The 15,786-nt window shown below is 43.3% G+C and carries 20 protein-coding genes; 12 read left to right on the top strand and 8 right to left on the bottom strand.

Annotated elements, in window-relative coordinates; translation table 11 throughout:
- Positions 1 to 16: 16 nt before the first annotated feature.
- Positions 17 to 778, bottom strand: a complete 762-nt coding sequence (locus ON01_RS05035; RefSeq protein WP_010529919.1) for an alpha/beta fold hydrolase — start codon at positions 776 to 778, stop codon at positions 17 to 19.
- 130 nt (positions 779 to 908) lie between these two features.
- On the opposite strand from ON01_RS05035, the gene ON01_RS05030 reads away from it, so the two are divergent.
- The 4 genes from ON01_RS05030 to ON01_RS05020 all read left to right on the top strand — a co-directional run bounded on the left by ON01_RS05030 (position 909) and on the right by ON01_RS05020 (position 2,701).
- On the top strand, positions 909 to 1,739 hold the full coding sequence (locus tag ON01_RS05030) for an HAD family hydrolase (protein WP_010529918.1): 831 nt from the start codon (positions 909 to 911) through the stop codon (positions 1,737 to 1,739).
- Positions 1,740 to 1,901: 162 nt separating this feature from the next.
- Positions 1,902 to 2,051: a hypothetical protein gene (locus ON01_RS19460; protein WP_010529917.1), complete on the top strand. Its 150-nt coding sequence runs from the start codon at positions 1,902 to 1,904 to the stop codon at positions 2,049 to 2,051.
- Position 2,052: 1 nt separating this feature from the next.
- Positions 2,053 to 2,259 carry a DUF3813 family protein gene (locus ON01_RS05025; RefSeq protein ID WP_010529916.1) on the top strand — a complete coding sequence of 69 codons (207 nt, stop codon included), beginning with the start codon at positions 2,053 to 2,055 and terminating at the stop codon, positions 2,257 to 2,259.
- A 178-nt stretch (positions 2,260 to 2,437) separates the two neighbouring features.
- The gene (locus ON01_RS05020; RefSeq protein WP_010529915.1) at positions 2,438 to 2,701 is read left to right on the top strand and encodes a NifU N-terminal domain-containing protein; all 264 of its coding nucleotides are present in this window, start codon (positions 2,438 to 2,440) and stop codon (positions 2,699 to 2,701) included.
- A 106-nt stretch (positions 2,702 to 2,807) separates the two neighbouring features.
- Here the strand turns inward: ON01_RS05020 and ON01_RS05015 are convergent, their stop codons facing one another.
- Positions 2,808 to 3,650, bottom strand: coding sequence for a YitT family protein (locus ON01_RS05015; RefSeq protein ID WP_010529914.1), 843 nt, complete (start codon positions 3,648 to 3,650; stop codon positions 2,808 to 2,810).
- Between the two features lie 109 nt (positions 3,651 to 3,759).
- Here ON01_RS05015 and ON01_RS05010 point away from each other — a divergent pair, with 109 nt between their 5' ends.
- Complete coding sequence (locus ON01_RS05010; protein WP_010529913.1) at positions 3,760 to 4,620, top strand: DegV family protein; 861 nt, start codon at positions 3,760 to 3,762, stop codon at positions 4,618 to 4,620.
- 178 nt (positions 4,621 to 4,798) lie between these two features.
- Positions 4,799 to 4,984: a YppF family protein gene (gene yppF / locus ON01_RS05005; RefSeq protein ID WP_010529912.1), complete on the top strand. Its 186-nt coding sequence runs from the start codon at positions 4,799 to 4,801 to the stop codon at positions 4,982 to 4,984.
- 19 nt (positions 4,985 to 5,003) lie between these two features.
- Here the strand turns inward: yppF and ON01_RS05000 are convergent, their stop codons facing one another.
- From ON01_RS05000 to ON01_RS04985, 4 genes are all read right to left on the bottom strand, one after another.
- Complete coding sequence (locus tag ON01_RS05000; protein WP_010529911.1) at positions 5,004 to 6,506, bottom strand: alpha-amylase family glycosyl hydrolase; 1,503 nt, start codon at positions 6,504 to 6,506, stop codon at positions 5,004 to 5,006.
- A 122-nt stretch (positions 6,507 to 6,628) separates the two neighbouring features.
- Positions 6,629 to 7,630, bottom strand: a complete 1,002-nt coding sequence (locus ON01_RS04995; RefSeq protein WP_010529910.1) for an NAD(P)/FAD-dependent oxidoreductase — start codon at positions 7,628 to 7,630, stop codon at positions 6,629 to 6,631.
- 20 nt (positions 7,631 to 7,650) lie between these two features.
- Positions 7,651 to 8,667 carry a FecCD family ABC transporter permease gene (locus ON01_RS04990; RefSeq protein WP_010529909.1) on the bottom strand — a complete coding sequence of 339 codons (1,017 nt, stop codon included), beginning with the start codon at positions 8,665 to 8,667 and terminating at the stop codon, positions 7,651 to 7,653.
- Positions 8,664 to 9,683, bottom strand: coding sequence for a FecCD family ABC transporter permease (locus tag ON01_RS04985; protein ID WP_010529908.1), 1,020 nt, complete (start codon positions 9,681 to 9,683; stop codon positions 8,664 to 8,666). Before ON01_RS04985 ends, ON01_RS04990 begins: the two co-directional genes overlap by 4 nt.
- A 153-nt stretch (positions 9,684 to 9,836) precedes the next feature.
- On the opposite strand from ON01_RS04985, the gene ON01_RS04980 reads away from it, so the two are divergent.
- Positions 9,837 to 10,802 (top strand): iron-hydroxamate ABC transporter substrate-binding protein, encoded by a 966-nt coding sequence (locus ON01_RS04980; protein WP_010529907.1) that lies wholly within the window; start codon positions 9,837 to 9,839, stop codon positions 10,800 to 10,802.
- A gap of 469 nt (positions 10,803 to 11,271) precedes the next feature.
- Here ON01_RS04980 and ON01_RS04975 read toward each other — a convergent pair whose 3' ends face one another.
- Positions 11,272 to 11,637, bottom strand: coding sequence for a YisL family protein (locus ON01_RS04975; RefSeq protein WP_010529906.1), 366 nt, complete (start codon positions 11,635 to 11,637; stop codon positions 11,272 to 11,274).
- Between the two features lie 162 nt (positions 11,638 to 11,799).
- On the opposite strand from ON01_RS04975, the gene ON01_RS04970 reads away from it, so the two are divergent.
- Positions 11,800 to 12,996 carry an ornithine--oxo-acid transaminase gene (locus tag ON01_RS04970; RefSeq protein WP_010529905.1) on the top strand — a complete coding sequence of 399 codons (1,197 nt, stop codon included), beginning with the start codon at positions 11,800 to 11,802 and terminating at the stop codon, positions 12,994 to 12,996.
- Positions 12,997 to 13,258: 262 nt separating this feature from the next.
- Here ON01_RS04970 and ON01_RS04965 read toward each other — a convergent pair whose 3' ends face one another.
- Positions 13,259 to 14,431, bottom strand: coding sequence for a DUF418 domain-containing protein (locus tag ON01_RS04965; RefSeq protein WP_010529904.1), 1,173 nt, complete (start codon positions 14,429 to 14,431; stop codon positions 13,259 to 13,261).
- A 122-nt stretch (positions 14,432 to 14,553) separates the two neighbouring features.
- Here ON01_RS04965 and ON01_RS04960 point away from each other — a divergent pair, with 122 nt between their 5' ends.
- From ON01_RS04960 to ON01_RS04945, 4 genes are all read left to right on the top strand, one after another.
- Positions 14,554 to 14,766 carry a spore germination protein gene (locus ON01_RS04960; RefSeq protein ID WP_010529903.1) on the top strand — a complete coding sequence of 71 codons (213 nt, stop codon included), beginning with the start codon at positions 14,554 to 14,556 and terminating at the stop codon, positions 14,764 to 14,766.
- A 13-nt stretch (positions 14,767 to 14,779) separates the two neighbouring features.
- Positions 14,780 to 14,980 (top strand): spore germination protein GerPE, encoded by a 201-nt coding sequence (locus ON01_RS04955; RefSeq protein WP_010529902.1) that lies wholly within the window; start codon positions 14,780 to 14,782, stop codon positions 14,978 to 14,980.
- A 70-nt stretch (positions 14,981 to 15,050) separates the two neighbouring features.
- The gene (gene gerPC, locus ON01_RS04950) at positions 15,051 to 15,623 is read left to right on the top strand and encodes a germination protein GerPC (protein WP_010529901.1); all 573 of its coding nucleotides are present in this window, start codon (positions 15,051 to 15,053) and stop codon (positions 15,621 to 15,623) included.
- The gene (locus ON01_RS04945; protein WP_010529900.1) at positions 15,604 to 15,777 is read left to right on the top strand and encodes a hypothetical protein; all 174 of its coding nucleotides are present in this window, start codon (positions 15,604 to 15,606) and stop codon (positions 15,775 to 15,777) included. The genes gerPC and ON01_RS04945 overlap by 20 nt, the downstream gene beginning before the upstream one ends.
- The last annotated feature ends 9 nt before the right edge of the window (positions 15,778 to 15,786 follow it).

Raw genomic sequence — 15,786 nt, 5'->3', positions numbered from 1 at the left:
ATTTAAATCACACACCCTATAAATAGGTCTTAAACCATTTCACCGTTTCCAGCACAGCGTAACGACTCACTTTATGGTCCCTGTTTTCTTCTTTGATAAAGCGGATTTTTTTCTGGTCAGTATAATGGTGTCTGGCATCTTCATAAAATGTATATGAATGGTCAAACGGCACTACCGCATCATTTTCACCATGCCAGAACAGAACCGGCCGTTCACCCAGTTTATCTGCCTGTTTTGACAAGTCATAGTGTTCAAGTCTGTGGTACAAATGCTCAATCACGTCATCGGTCACAGGGAGATTACCCATTTTCTTGAAGCTGTCCACTAATGTTTTTGCATAAACCGTTATTTTCGGCGAACCCATCAGTACCCCTGCAGTTTTAATCCACGGATATTGGGTCAATGCAGCAGCGGTCGTGATACCGCCCATACTTGTGCCGGCCACACCAAAACGTTCCTCAGATACATACCCTTTTGCGTCAAGCTCATCCCGGATATCCTTTAACTCCTCCACATTTTGCATAACAATATCCCAGAAAGATATTTGTTTTTTAATGCTGGATATTTCTTTCTCGCGCTCACCGTGATACATGCTGTCGGGAAGAATAACCCGGAACCCTTCCTCAGCAAGAAGGTAAGCAAGCGGCAGATTATGCTCTTTTGCACTGGTGAAGCCGTGAAAATATGTAAGCGTCGGCAGCGCATCGTTCTCTTTTGAATTGTCGACAACAACGAGACAAGGTATAGTGGCAATCGTATTGTGAGATACACCTATCATAATCGAGGATCCCTTCCTGTAAATTTGTTACTAATTATTATCATAATATGAAGTTTTTACAAAATGCAAACGAATCCTTTACATATTGTACCATCACTTATAAACTATAGAGAATACGAGGTGAAGATATATGGAAGGCAAACATCTAATCGCGCTGGATCTGGATGGAACATTATTGACCGATGACAAACAAATCAGCACGCGCAACCAGGACACACTAAAGAAAGCAATCAGTGAAGGCCACATTGTGGTCATTGCTACCGGAAGACCACACCGTGCCAGCATCGATTATTACCACACACTTAAACTTAATACACCAATGGTTAACTTCAATGGCGCCCTTATCCATCATCCGACTGACGACAAATGGGATGTACTGCACAATCCAATGCCTGTCAGAACTGCCCACCGGATTGTTGATGCATGTTATGACCTGAATGTCCATAATATCCTGGCTGAAGTGATGGACAGTGTTTACATGGATCAATATGATGAAAGGATCCTCGATATTTTTCAGACAACCCGCCAGGATTCGCCTTTTAAAATCGGCAACCTTAAAAATAAACTACAGGAAGACCCAACCTCATTGCTGATTCATCCTAAAGAAGAGAACATCAGCACATTAAGACAGCATTTGGACGATTACCATGCTGAACTGATTGAGCATCGTAAATGGGGCGCACCGTGGAATATTATCGAGATTGTCAAAAAAGGACTGAACAAAGCCGTTGGACTACAAAAAATTGCTCATTATTATCATATCCCGGATGAGCGGATTATTGCGTTCGGAGATGAAGATAATGACCTTGAAATGATTGATTACGCAGGTGTTGGTGTCGCCATGGGCAACGCCATCGATGAGCTTAAATCCGTTGCCAAACATGTCACTGATACGAACGAAAATGATGGAATCGGTATTTTTCTTGATGACTATTTAAAACTTCAGTCCAAAGTGATTTAGTGTGTGTACCTTTTAAATAAGCTCTAAAAATTTCCTGTCATATCAGGCCAATTTCAGACCAAACTAGAAGTGAACGCATAAAGCGTTCACTTCTTAATTTGATGCTTCCTGCACGGAAATCTTGCCGTTTGCATAAGGCTCACTCCATAGGAGGAATTGCCGATGGGAAAAAACAGCAAGTCAAGACGGTTCGCCCAGCATAGTGCTGATACAGTCAAAAAACATGATAAAGTATTTCCGTACAGAACGCGCTTTTCAGAAGTAAAACGTCATCAGAATGACACTGATAGCCACACATTAGGAGGGGTTTAACATGGCACAGCAGCAGAACAATAACTTGATGCAGCGCGCCAGAAATGCCGTTAACCAATTAACCAATGCTCAAGGCAATGCTAACCAGCAAGAACAGCAGGCTGCCCAGAATGCCATTCAGGATGCCAAAAACCAGGCATCGGCTGAAGAGCAGCAGCAACTGCAGCAGCTTGAGCAGCAGCTCAGACAGCAAAACCAGGTAAAATAACCTCCAAGCATCAGTCATCATGCGATGTTAACGATCCACCATTCATTAATAAATGATGAAAAGCGGGATTCTAACATCCATGAACACCCTTATCCGGACATGCGGATAAGGGTGTTTCCCTTTGGTTTATTTTCTGTTAAAATAAAAACAAGTATGGATAACGATGGAGGGAAAAATAATGGGAGTAAGAGCCGAAGCTACGCCAAATCCGAACGCATTGAAATTTACAACCGACAGCCTCATTTTTGAAGGAGAAAGCAGTATTTCCGTTATGCCTGGCGACACAAGCGAACACGATATCTTAAATGACCTGATGGATGTGAACGGTGTCGACAACGTATTTGGTTATCAGAATTTCATTACCGTCAATAAAGCCTTTGACGTGGAATGGGACGAACTGCAGCCAAAAGTGATTGACGTCATTGAAAAATATGGCTACTAATTCATACATAGCCGAAAAAAAGACAGCACCGTTGCTGTCTTTTTTATTGGTACTCAGCATGCCTAAGCGTCATCTTCATCTGAATTACCCCTAACCAGCTTAAGTTTTAATCACGTCTGAACGAGCCAAACACACCTGTTGTCTGCACGATGTTGGTGAAGGCATTAGGATCCACCTCACCGATAATCCGTTCAAGGTCGTAAAGCTCATACCGTGTGACAACAAGGTACATCATACTTTTATCATCCCGTGTATAGGCCCCTTTAGCAGGGAGAATCGTGATACCGCGAACCATTGTATCATGAATCGCTTTTTGCAGTTCTTCTGGCTTATGCGTAATGATCATAGCCGTCACTTTTGCATGACGCGTATGAAGGGTATCAATCACACGTGTTGTCACATATAATGTCAATAATGTATACAGCGCATTTTCCGGTTTATACAGAATCCCGGCCATGGCAATAATGATTGAATTCAGCGTTAAAAAATAAACCCCGATTGGTCTGTCTTTCATTCGGGATAATACCATCGCAACAATATCCATCCCTCCTGTGGAGGCACCATGCCTTAATGTCAGCCCGACACCGGCACCACCGAGGACACCGCCGAATACGGCATTCAGGATGATATCCTCTGAAAGTGCTAGAACTGGAATAGCCTCCAGGAAAACGGTCGTCACAAGGACTGAGATGACACTGTAAATGGTAAACCCTTTGCCGACTTTATACCAGCCCAATATTGCCACCGGAATGTTTAAAATGAATAAAATAACACCAGTCGACAAACCAATATCGAGAAAATCTTTGAAGATACTGGAAAACAGCTGTGCCGCACCTGTAAATCCACTTGCATACACATTGGCGGAAATCAGGAACAAGTTCAGCGATAAAGCATTTAAGAGAGCTCCAAATATAACAATAATTATTCGTCTTGCTTCTACTAAAAACATCCTTTCCCTCCTCTTCCGGGCATATCTTATTTTTTATGACTATTTTTTGACTATTCTTCTGTATCGTTTTAAACTTAAATCAATAATTCCTTGGAATGTAGGTGTAAAAATGACGATTAAAATCCTCGCTGATTCTGCATGTGATTTGTCCGAAATACATTATAAAACATATGACATTGAAATGGTACCTTTAACTGTTCATCTTGATGGACAGGAATATAAAGACAATATTGACATAAAGCCAAAAGAGGTATATGACGTCATGCGGGAGGGAAAGAACCCCAAAACATCCCAGGTATCGCCACAGACCTTTAAAACTATTTTCACATCATATGCTGAAACAAATCAACCATTAGTGTATCTTGCCTTATCTTCAGAACTATCCGGTACATACCAAACCGCCAAAATGATAGAGCAGGAAGTGAAAGAAACCTACCCGGAGGCTGAACTTCATGTGGTTGATACAAAATGTGCCTCAATCGGATACGGCCTCGTCATTCTTCGTGCCGCCCAGCTTGCAAAAGAAGGAGCAGGAAGTGAAGAAATTATTGATACAGCATTGTACCATTCAGGGCACATGGAGCATATTTTTACAGTCGATGATCTGGAATACCTGTACCGCGGCGGCCGCGTCAGTAAAACAGCTGCTTTTGTTGGGTCATTTTTAAAAATCAAACCGATTCTTCACGTTGAAGATGGCCAACTGGTTCCACTCGAAAAAATACGGGGCTCAAAAAAACTTTTGAACCGGATGCTTGACATTATGGCGGAGCGCGGTATCGACTTTTCAAATCAGACCATCGGCATCAGTCATGGAGATGATCTAGAGAAAGCACAGAAAATTGCCAACATGATTAAAGAAAAGTTTGATACAAAGGAAGTCCTGATCGAGATGGTTGGCTCAACAATCGGCGCGCATGTAGGTCCCGGCACGCTAGCCATTTTCTTTTTAAATGACAATTACAAATAGAGATTAACAAACGAAAAGGGTATCCAGTAACGCTGAATACTTTTTTGCCAGAATAAAGTATCATTACTTTCTTACTGTATCAGTGCAACTCAAAAATTTAACTTGTCATGTTTCACTTTCCCTCCACATATATTTCCGATAGGACAACCTAAACCGGAAATGGAAAAGGAGGGTTCAGGTGAGTATTTTTGAATTAATCACGATTTTTGAAACAGAGCGGAATCGGCCGCCGGAATCAATGAATGCCCTATTGGACTTTTATCAGCAGAAATACATCACTGGCGACATTAACATAAATGACTACCGGAAAATTTATCATTATTTACATCGGCAAGGAGCCATTTCAGCTCATGAATTTGCTTAAAAAACGGGAAGCTGAGCCATTATGCTTCAGCTTCCCGTTTTTTTTGCTGTCTGGTCAGATAGATAACACCTGCGATAAACAATATAAAAATCACTGCAACCGGAGCAATCACTACCCAATTCAGGCCGGCGTCATCCTGAACAACGTAAACTTCAGCAGTCTCGCGCGGCAAACCGATCCGGTACTGCCCGTCTTCATTTTCCCTTACCAGGTTATCACCGAGCAAGCCTTTCAGCTGTTTGCCAGACCCAATACTATCCAGTAACACGTCCCGCGATTCCGTATCATTATTAATCGCAATAAACAGCGTGTCACCTTCGTAGGACCGTTTAAACAAGCTCATTGCACCGCTGGATTTCACCAGTTCATAATCGCCATGCTGCAGTGCCGGAAATTCTGAACGGAGTGCTCCGATCCTGTTTGTGAACTTCTGCAAATCTTCATCCGAGCTGTTCCACTTAATCAGCTGCTGATTTTCAGGAAAACCTGCACCGCCCATTGGAATTTCCGATCCCTGATAAACCATTGGTGCGCCCGGTACGGTATACAGATAAGTTAAGGCTAATTTCCATGCTGTGACATTGTTCCGCCCATTCTCCTGGAATTTCTGGGTAAACCGTGTTGTATGTTGATTATCCAGATAGTTTAACCTGTCCTGCCCGCCAGTGGCTTGCCAAGTTTCATGAATGCTTGTAAGCGGTTTGCCGGCCTTAGCAAAGACCTCCGTCATCGATTCATACAAAGCATGATTGTCAACCGCCTGTATAGCTGTATCTTCAGTTAGGTTGCCGTTATATGATTCTGTATCCGAGATATCTCCTAACATATAGAATTCAGGGTTACCACTGCGGATATGGGTTGTCAGCTCATCTAAAAATGTCTGGTTTGCCTTGTCGGCAGCATGAAATTTATATCCGTCTATATTGGCTTCTTCAATCCAGTAATCCGCTACGTCCATTAAAAAATCCTGCACCTCAGGATTTGACTGATCAAGAACAACTGTTTGATCCTGCCATTGAAAGGACTGCTTACGGCTGCTATCTTTGATCCAATCACTTTTCGCGGGGTCGTCTGTCATGACGTGATTTTCGGAAACATAATTTGTCACAAACTCCAGAACGATTTTCATATCTTTCCCGTGTGCTTCTTTTACCAATTCCTTTAAATCAGCCATCGTTCCAAACTGGTCATCCACTTTATAAAAATCCTCAATCCAATAGCCATGGTAGCCATTAGCCGAATTTTCCATAACCGGGGATAAAACCAGTGTCGTGTAACCCATTTCCTTTAAATGACCAAGTTTATCGGTAATCCCCTGTAAATCTCCACCATGATATGCAACCGGATCCTCAAGGTCAACTTGATCGTCTAGTGTATTGTCGCCATTGTTAAAGCGATCAACTAAAATCTGATAGAAGGTTTCGCTTTGTATTGAACTGGATTCATCTTCCCCAGCCACAACAGGGCCTGCAGATGCAAATAACGACAAAAGAACTGTTGCTAGTAATAAAAGGCGTTTCATAGAAGTCTCCTTCATATATGTGCATGATATATGTCCATTATTGACAATTCATGCGGATAGTCAATGTAAACGATAAGATTGTTGAAAATCATTCATATTTACCCACGCCATAGCATGAATGACTAGGAAAACAAATCAGTATCCGTTGAAAACAAATGTTCGAGGTGCTGATTCGGATAAATATGTTTTTTGGCACTGTTGACAGCAACAGGTCCTTCATTGAATCCGCCTGCAATTAATTGCAATTTGTGATCATAACCCGCAATATCACCAACAGCAAAAATACCGGGGATGGACGATTCCATTTTTTTGTCAACTGAAATCGTTCCATTTTCCATGCTCATCCCCCATTCAGCAATTGGCCCGAGATCGATCTCAAACCCATGATTCACAACTAAAGCATCGGCCATGGTTTCTTCCGTTTTCCCAGACCGCAGGTTTTTTAGCCGGACAGTTGAAATACGGCCACCTTCTCCAATCAGGCGATCAACTGTATAAGGCGTTTTAACATTAATTGAAGAGTTTTGCATTTTTGTAATATTACTCTCAATACCTGAGAAAGCTGTCTTTCGATACACCAATGTTACCTGTTCAGCAATTGATTCCAATTCGTTCGCCCAATCGACTGCAGTATCACCGCCGCCGGAGATGATCACATGTTTCCCGCGGTAATTTTCCAAGCGCTTTATTGCATAATCCAGACTTTTCTCTTCAAATTGACTGGCTTCAGACAAATCAAGTTTTACCGGTTTAATTGTACCAAATCCCGTTGCAATCATAATCGTCCGAGTATAGTGCTTGGCACCATTATTACTTGTCAGGATAAAACAGGTCCCGTCTACTGTTTTTTCCACGCTGGTGCATTGCTCACCCAGAATGACAGACGGATTAAATGTCATGGCCTGTTCAATTAGCTGATCCGTAAATCTTTCCCCGGATATGGACGGCATCCCGCCAACATCCCTGATTGTTTTTTCTGGATAAAAATAAGGAACTTTGCCGCCCAGAAATGGCAAAAATTCAATTATCTTCGTCTTCATCTCCCGCATACCACTGTAAAAGGCTGCAAATAACCCGGCAGGACCTCCCCCGATAATGGTTACGTCATAAACTTCATTCGACATGATGTCCCCTCCCTCTTGTGTTAGTTCGTTTTGATCAGCAAATAGATAAAATACGGGGCACTTAGAATCGAGACAACGACCCCGACTGGTATTTCCATCGGTGCCAGTAGGTTTTTCCCGATCATATCAGCAGCCATCAATAGCAGTGCACCGATCAAAGCTGAAACTGGAATAGTATATTGGTGCATTGGGCCGATAAGCTTTCGCGCCAGATGTGGTACCACAAGGCCCAGAAAAGCAATCGCACCGCCAGCGGCGACACTGGCCCCGGCCAGGGCGACAGCAGTCAGTAACAGCACAAGACGATCGCCTTCAACCTTGGAACCTAGCCCTGCTGCTACATCATCACCCAGATGCAACACGTTCAGTGCATTCGCTTTTACCAGTGCAAACGGAATGAGTATCACCATCCATGGCAACAGCGACATTACAAATGGCCAGCTAGCACTCCAAATATCGCCGGACAGCCATACGGTTACCTGCCTGAAATTCTCCGGGTTCATTTTAAGCTGAAGAATGATCAGTGCCGCGCTGAATCCGGCATTGATGCCAATTCCGACAAGAACGAGCCGGATTGGGTTCACCCCATTTTTCCATGCCAATGTGTAGACTAGAAATGCGGCCACTAACGCTCCCAGTAACGCAAACAATGGTATGATAAAAACAGAGAGAGTGCCATTGAGCGAATCCTGAACAAAGAATATAAACAACACGACAGCAAAACCGGCTCCGGTGTTAATCCCCAAAATACCCGGTTCCGCCAGCTCATTTTGTGTTACTCCCTGAAGTATAGCACCGGAAACAGCGAGCCCGGCACCTACAAGCAATGCCAACACAATCCGCGGCAGCCGAAAGTCAAGAAGCACCAATTCCTGTCTATCTGTTCCCTGTCCAATAATTGTCTTGAGCACACCCAAAGGCGATATGGACACCACACCTGTACCAAGTGTTATGAAGAACAAGACCACAATCAGCACGACCAGCAATACGGTAACAGTCGCAAATCGCAGAGTCTTGTATTTTCGGCTTTGACTCATGATTGGCCACCCCCATTTTTACCACGTGCAAGATAAAGAAAGAATGGCACGCCAATTAGTGAGGTGATCGCACCTACTGGCGTTTCAAACGGTGCATTGACCAACCTTGAAACGATATCGGACAATACGAGCAATAGTGCACCGAACAATGCAGATACAGGAATAAGCCAGCGATAGTCCGTCCCTATTATAAATCGTGTGATATGCGGAACAATGAGACCCAAAAATCCAATTGAGCCTGCCACTGATACCGCCGCCCCGGTCAATATGAGTACTGACAGAATTCCGAGAATTTTTAACAGAGCATTATTTTGTCCAAGGCCTGCTGCCACATCTTCTCCCAAATTGAGAACCGTAATCGATTTGGCAATCATCAATGCAATGACCATCCCGACAGCACCGGAGGCTAATAAAACCTGATTGGCCTGCCAGCCCGTTCCTGCCAACCCGCCGGCCTGCCAAAACCCCAGCTGTTTTTCCAATTGGAAATGGAGCGCAATGACTGATGAAACCGATGTTAGCAATGTGCCGATTGCAACGCCTGCCAGGGCAAGTTTAACTGGCGTAAGACCGCTTTTGGAAAATGAGCCAACCATAAATACCAGTACAACGGCAATTCCGGCGCCGGCGAACGAAGCGAATGTCATAGCAGGATTGGAAACTCCTGGAAAAAAAGCCATCGTGATAACAAGGGCGAATGCAGCACCATTTGTAACCCCCATAATGGATGGCGATGCCAGCGGATTGCGTGTCATGCCCTGCATAATTGCACCGGACACTGCCAAAAATGCACCTACCATTGCTGCAGCGGTTGCCCTTGGAAGCCGTAATTCCTGAATCACCTGGTGAGTTGTAAGGTTTTCATTGAAATGTACAACCGCATTCCAAACAGTTGGCAATTTTATGTCAACCGCCCCAAAGGCAACTGAAAGCCCCATCGAAACAGCCAGTGCCACTACCGTTAACATGATGATTGCTATTTTCAATAATTTAGAATGATGAATAGTTGATAGCATAATTTACCCCTGTAAAAAAACAAATTAATCCATAGAAAATTATAATTGCTTATAGCGGACACTGCAATATTTTTAGAAATAAATTGACATTATAATTGAAAATGATTATCATTACTATCAGGAACGTCATATAACATAAAGGGGTTTTTACATATGTGCAGAATGAATAAATCCTATAGCCTGATTAGTGTTCTTTTACTAGCTGTAACACTTTTGATGGCTGCGTGTGCGGGCAATAATTCGAATGAAGAGTCTTCTTCAGGCGAAGAGAACAGCGGTCAGTCATCTGAGGTGACTCTCGACAGCCAAATGGGCGAGGTTACGATTCCGGCTGACGCCAAGCGTATTATCGCACCATACCACGAAGATGCATTGCTTGCACTAGGCGTTACTCCGGCAGCCAAGTGGGCAATTGGTGAAACTGTTCAGGATTACCTTGAAGGCCAGCTGAAAGACGTCCCGAAGATCGAATGGAACCTCCCCCAGGAACAAGTTTTGAAACATAATCCGGATTTAATCATTCTGGAGAATGCCACCGACAGTTATGAAGGGTCGTACGAAGACTATCAAAAAATCGCGCCAACCTATGTGATGACCGAGGAAATGACAAATGACTGGCGCAAGCAAATCCAAATGTTTGGTAAAATGCTTAGCAAGGAAGCCAAAGCTGAAGAAGTCCTTAATCAATATGACGAGAAAGTTGCAAGCGCAAAAGAAACACTTAACAAAGCTATCGGTGATGAAACAGTTGCAATGATTTGGGCAAAAGGAGACCAATTCTATTTATTTGAAAAAAATCGGCACAGTGCAGAAGTGCTCTATTCGCAGCTTGGACTTAACCAGCCCGAGTTGGTTAAGGAACTTGGTAAAGCTCAGACACAGTGGAGTCCGATTTCCCTTGAAAAGCTTTCCGAATTAAAAGCCGACCATGTCTTCCTGCTTGCCAAGGAGAATGAACAGGGACTGCAAACGCTGGAAAACAGTTCTGTCTGGCAAAGTACACCCGCGGTTCAAAACGGCAATGTATATACGATGAATGATCCAAGTCACTGGACAAGTAAAGGCTTAATCGCTTCCGAAAAGACAATCGATGACGTCATTAACACACTGAGTGAATAAAATATGCCAATTACAGGCGGATAAACGACAAAAAGAGACTGGGGATAACTAAAATAATCAATATAAAAGCCGAACAGTTGTCCGGGGATTCTGGTTGAATGTTAGTATTATGTTATGACCGTCACTTCGGAAAAACACTCCGCTTTCCGGGGGGGCGGCTGATGAGCTTCCTCGTGCTATCGCACTGCGGGGTCTCATCTAGGCCTATGCTCCCCCAGGAGTCTCCACATTTTTCCTTCGCTGGTTTACAAGGAATAGAAAAATCCGAGCTGCTTCGAAAACTCACTGAAGAGATTTGAATCATCGTTCGGATTTTTATTTTCCTATATACTTTTGTCCCGACCTCTTTTATCAGTACATCGAAAATAGATACGGCAGCTATTTTTTATCCAACCTAAGAGGCATTAGCTCTTATTCCTTCCATGAAAAAAGGACCCCTCCAATGGAGAAGTCCCTGTTACTGCAGAGCCTATGGCAAAAATCCGAATCCAAGCCGGCCGAAACCTAAAATCAGCGTCAGCAATATTGCTATGACAAGCTGAATCCACCAGCTTTTTGTTGGCTCTTCCCGGCCGGATTTCATGCTGATCATTTCCATTGCAAATATCGCCCAGATTCCGGCAAGACCCTTGAAAATGGCTTCACCCATCTGCGGCCCGTTAAAATAGGCAGCGAGCAGTGTACCACCGGAATAAAGAATCAGTAAATAATCCAGACGCAAAATCATTTGCAGGATTTTGGCACCTTTAGCTTTGCCTGACTTATTTAGTATGACAATAACAATAAAGAGAATAAATGCCAAAACCCACGAGGTCACGTGCAAGTGTGTATTCATAGTTTATCGTTCCTCCTTCAAACACCTACTTACGTATTTTCTATCTTAACACGTCACATCAGGAAAATCATTTGATAATTTATTGAACTTTTACTTAAAGTAAATTACCATAAAAACTGTTATACTTAGAACGAATGGTATTTTTTAATTCGGAGGGATAATATGGCGAATACAAGTCAGGAAATTATTGACCAGACACAGGAGTATGGTGCGAAAAACTATCATCCCCTTCCTGTTGTCATTAATAAAGCGGAAGGCGTATGGGTTGAGGATCCTGAAGGCAACCGATACATGGACATGCTCAGTTCTTATTCCGCATTAAATCAGGGCCATCGTCATCCCAAAATCATCGATGCACTGAAAAAACAGGCAGATGCTGTCACACTGACTTCCCGTGCATTTCATAATGACCAGCTTGGCCCATGGTATGAAAAAATCTGCAAACTGACCAATAAAGAGATGACACTCCCGATGAATACCGGCGCAGAAGCTGTGGAAACTGCTGTAAAAGCTGCACGTCGCTGGGCATATGATGTCAAAGGTGTTGCAGAAAATAAGGCTGAAATCATTGTTGCCGAGGGTAACTTCCACGGCCGTACCATGACAGCTGTTTCCCTGTCATCGGAGTCAGAATATCAGCGCGGATTTGGTCCACTTCTGCCAGGAATCAAAATCATTCCTTACGGCGATGTGGACGCACTGAAAGAAGCAATTAATGAGAACACAGCCGCCTTCTTATTTGAGCCAATTCAGGGTGAAGCGGGCATCAACATCCCGCCGGAAGGATTTTTGAAAGAAGCATATGACGTCTGTGCTGAAAATAATGTGCTGTATATGGCTGATGAAATTCAGTCTGGCCTTGCACGTACAGGCAAAATGTTCGCCTGCGACTGGGAAGGTGTTACACCCGATGTTTTGATTTTGGGTAAAGCCTTAGGCGGCGGCGTATTCCCGATTTCAGCTGTAGTCGCCAATAAGGATATCCTTGGTGTATTCAACCCGGGGTCACACGGATCAACATTTGGCGGCAACCCGCTGGCGTGTGCTGTCTCTACAGTGTCACTGGAAGTGCTTGAAGAGGAAAAATTAGCTGACCGCTCAAACGAACTTGGTAATTACATGATGGGCGAACTGAAGAAAATCAAGAACCCGAAAATAAAAGAAGTGCGCGGAAAAGGCTTATTTATTGGTGTTGAACTAACTGAAGCGGCACGGCCCTATTGTGAGGCATTGAAAGAAAAAGGATTGCTATGCAAAGAAACGCATGAAAATGTCATCCGCTTTGCCCCGCCGCTTGTCATTGATAAACCAGACCTTGAATGGGCAGTCGGTCACATCAAAGAAGTACTGGGAGCATAAGATAAAACTTCATTCAATCGGAACTCACCGCCTTTAAAGGCGTGACAGTTGAATTTACAGGCTGCTCCGGCGCGGGGGAGCCTGTTCTTATTTTTATTTGTATGACGTCCTGTCGATGTTATTCCTGATCTGCCGATGTTTTCTCTCTTCTGTTGATATTTCCGTTCTTCTACCGACGTTCGCGCTCTTCTGCTGATGTGACCTGCTTCTTATTCACATTTAACCTTTATTCGTCATCACACATGCCAATCAATACACCATGCTATTCTCTCTCACGCAGCGGCTGTTTCTGCTTGTAGGTTAGACTCCGCCAGATCCACTCTAACGGGCCGTAACGGAATTTCGTGAGCCACCACTTGCTTACCAATATCTGAACCACATAGAACAATACGACGATCCCCATTGCCTGAATAGGTCTGATTGAACCATACAGTCCAAAGCCAACACCGTAAAACAGCACAAAGCAGAACAGTGATTGAAATATGTAATTGCTCAGCGACATCCGTCCGATATAACTGAACGGCCGCAGCAATTTTTGACCAAGCATACTCTGACCGAGCAGTGCAATCGAAAATACATAAAAAAGTGCTGAAGCGGTGCCTCCGATATTATCCTGCGCGTATGAAAACCAGACCGGATTCCCATAAAGATGCGGTCCCATCTTCAGGACAATAAACACGATTAAACTGATAATCCAGCCATTTAAAAGCTTATCCCGGTGCTCCCGGGGGTTGTGAAGCCATCGTTTCCTGGCCAGATACAGGCCAAATAGGAACAATGGCAATAGCGTCGTTGCCAGCAGCAAATAAGAAAAAACACTATTGGAATACAGCCAGTCATTCAGGTTCTGTCCCAAAATGGCAGACAGGTTATCACTTGAATAATTTTTTTCAGCACGATTAATTTCAGATGTGCTGGCACTGCCGAGAAATGCTTTCACATTGTATAACATCAGCGTATACAGAAATACGCTGACCCCAAGCATTAACGACCCCCACAGCAAAATCGTTTTGTCACTCCGGTAAATAAACGCCACGAAAAATAATCCGATAATACCATATGACAATAAAATATCCCCATGCCAGATTAAAAATGCATGAACCATACCAAATATGATCAATATCGTCAGACGGCGGTATAAAAATGGCTTTACAGCAATCTTTTTTACCATCAGGCGCTCATTTAAAATCTGAAGTCCAAAGCCAAAAAGGACAGAAAATAACGTATAAAAGCTTGCCTGAAAGAAAATATCAATGAGCATTTGAGTGGCCTGATCAACCGCCGTAGGCCATGCATCCTCTCCCCCGCCATATAAAAAATAAGGGGCTGAGAACGCACCGATATTCACAACAAAAATCCCTAAAATCGCAAACCCCCTTGCTGCGTCAATCCACACCATGCGTTCAGATTTATGTAATGGTTGAGCAACATTCATGTCCTCTCCCCCCTCCGTCAAACCAGATGTCTGTATCATATTCTACATTTACGATAGTAACTCCTTCCAAGTTTCACAATTACACATTTGCACATAAACTATAGCGGAAGGAGGAAATGTTGATGCCAGCAAAAGTTGGAGCTGTCAAAATCAATAACATAAGTGACTCGGGTACCTTCAACATTGGAGATGTCTACGCCATGTCCCCGGAAAGCTCTGCCAAAACTTTTGCCGGCGGCGGATCGTTTAACACCGGAGATGGAACTTATATCAGACTCGGGCGATCAGTCACCAATGTAACCGACCCTGATAAGGCCGACCAAAATATTACGTAATGGAGTGCTTGCCATGAATTTTATCATTCACCAATCGATATCGATTCATTTTATTAAAATCAACGCGATATCGAATTCCTCTGTGTTGCAAATCGGCAGTACCGGAAGTATCAGTGCCCAATCGGACATTCATAACACAGGCGGATATACTGAACCTGCTGAACAAGCCGAACCTATCGGTGAGCCTTCTATCATTAGATTGCAGCCGGATTAACGCACAAATCAATCAGTTGTGCATATGTTATGTGTAGGCCTTTGCCCAGTTATAAGGGGGGTGCATTCTTATGGACAGCTGGAATCAATATTTTTATAACCTTTATCAGTACATCAATGAACAAGACCGGAAAATTCGATCACTGGAAAACAGATTGGAACATCTCGAAAATGACACGAATCAGCATCAAAAGCAGTCAGTGGAAAAAATCGAATATAACTTCGATCAGTTAAAAATAGAAAACCTGAACGGAACACTTCATATTGGCTTATCACCCGAAGACTTAGAAGGTGTTGACGATTTTTCTGTGCCTAAGACCGGAAAATCATCGCTCCAACAACAACTCACAGCTGATTTAAATAGATATCTGGATAAACATGGTGAACAGATTATTTTTGATATTGCAGCACAAAGACATGTTTCAAAGGATGACGTTGACCCGAAAATACTTATTGAAGATATGGCAAAACAGCTGCCTGATCGCATAGCATTTTATGAAAATGAAGTAAAGCGAAACAACCAGGGATTGAGCGAGGACCAGCTGAAGAATCATATAAGCGACTCAATCAAACGGGAAATCCATCACTCTCTGAATAAATATATGGAAGGGGAAGAAATCCACAATGAAAATGGAAGTCCATAATTGGGACCTGAACGTTGGAAATGTTGAGATTACCACCGTAACCGCATCATCTGTATTTTTGATCGGTGACAATGACGAATTTGTCCTCTCGTCATTTTTCGATACCCCGCCTGAAGCCGCTGCACTTGGGTCAATCGTCCCGTTAGCCAGTTAAGGTGATGTT

It is taken from the genome of Lentibacillus jeotgali (genome assembly GCF_000224785.1).
GTDB classification, from domain to species: Bacteria; Bacillota; Bacilli; order Bacillales; family Amphibacillaceae; genus Lentibacillus; species Lentibacillus jeotgali.
The sequence above is the reverse complement of the archived record's forward strand: the minus strand, read 5'-3'. Positions and strand labels throughout refer to the sequence as shown.

Coding starts and splice junctions, on each gene's coding strand:
- ON01_RS05035 (WP_010529919.1), bottom strand. CDS start 778: ATGATAGGTGTATCTCACAATACGATTGCCACTATACCTTGTCTCGTT.
- ON01_RS05030 (WP_010529918.1), top strand. CDS start 909: ATGGAAGGCAAACATCTAATCGCGCTGGATCTGGATGGAACATTATTG.
- ON01_RS19460 (WP_010529917.1), top strand. CDS start 1,902: ATGGGAAAAAACAGCAAGTCAAGACGGTTCGCCCAGCATAGTGCTGAT.
- ON01_RS05025 (WP_010529916.1), top strand. CDS start 2,053: ATGGCACAGCAGCAGAACAATAACTTGATGCAGCGCGCCAGAAATGCC.
- ON01_RS05020 (WP_010529915.1), top strand. CDS start 2,438: ATGGGAGTAAGAGCCGAAGCTACGCCAAATCCGAACGCATTGAAATTT.
- ON01_RS05015 (WP_010529914.1), bottom strand. CDS start 3,650: ATGTTTTTAGTAGAAGCAAGACGAATAATTATTGTTATATTTGGAGCT.
- ON01_RS05010 (WP_010529913.1), top strand. CDS start 3,760: ATGACGATTAAAATCCTCGCTGATTCTGCATGTGATTTGTCCGAAATA.
- ON01_RS05000 (WP_010529911.1), bottom strand. CDS start 6,506: ATGAAACGCCTTTTATTACTAGCAACAGTTCTTTTGTCGTTATTTGCA.
- ON01_RS04995 (WP_010529910.1), bottom strand. CDS start 7,630: ATGTCGAATGAAGTTTATGACGTAACCATTATCGGGGGAGGTCCTGCC.
- ON01_RS04990 (WP_010529909.1), bottom strand. CDS start 8,667: ATGAGTCAAAGCCGAAAATACAAGACTCTGCGATTTGCGACTGTTACC.
- ON01_RS04985 (WP_010529908.1), bottom strand. CDS start 9,683: ATGCTATCAACTATTCATCATTCTAAATTATTGAAAATAGCAATCATC.
- ON01_RS04980 (WP_010529907.1), top strand. CDS start 9,837: ATGTGCAGAATGAATAAATCCTATAGCCTGATTAGTGTTCTTTTACTA.
- ON01_RS04975 (WP_010529906.1), bottom strand. CDS start 11,637: ATGAATACACACTTGCACGTGACCTCGTGGGTTTTGGCATTTATTCTC.
- ON01_RS04970 (WP_010529905.1), top strand. CDS start 11,800: ATGGCGAATACAAGTCAGGAAATTATTGACCAGACACAGGAGTATGGT.
- ON01_RS04965 (WP_010529904.1), bottom strand. CDS start 14,431: ATGAATGTTGCTCAACCATTACATAAATCTGAACGCATGGTGTGGATT.
- ON01_RS04960 (WP_010529903.1), top strand. CDS start 14,554: ATGCCAGCAAAAGTTGGAGCTGTCAAAATCAATAACATAAGTGACTCG.
- ON01_RS04955 (WP_010529902.1), top strand. CDS start 14,780: ATGAATTTTATCATTCACCAATCGATATCGATTCATTTTATTAAAATC.
- gerPC (WP_010529901.1), top strand. CDS start 15,051: ATGGACAGCTGGAATCAATATTTTTATAACCTTTATCAGTACATCAAT.
- ON01_RS04945 (WP_010529900.1), top strand. CDS start 15,604: ATGAAAATGGAAGTCCATAATTGGGACCTGAACGTTGGAAATGTTGAG.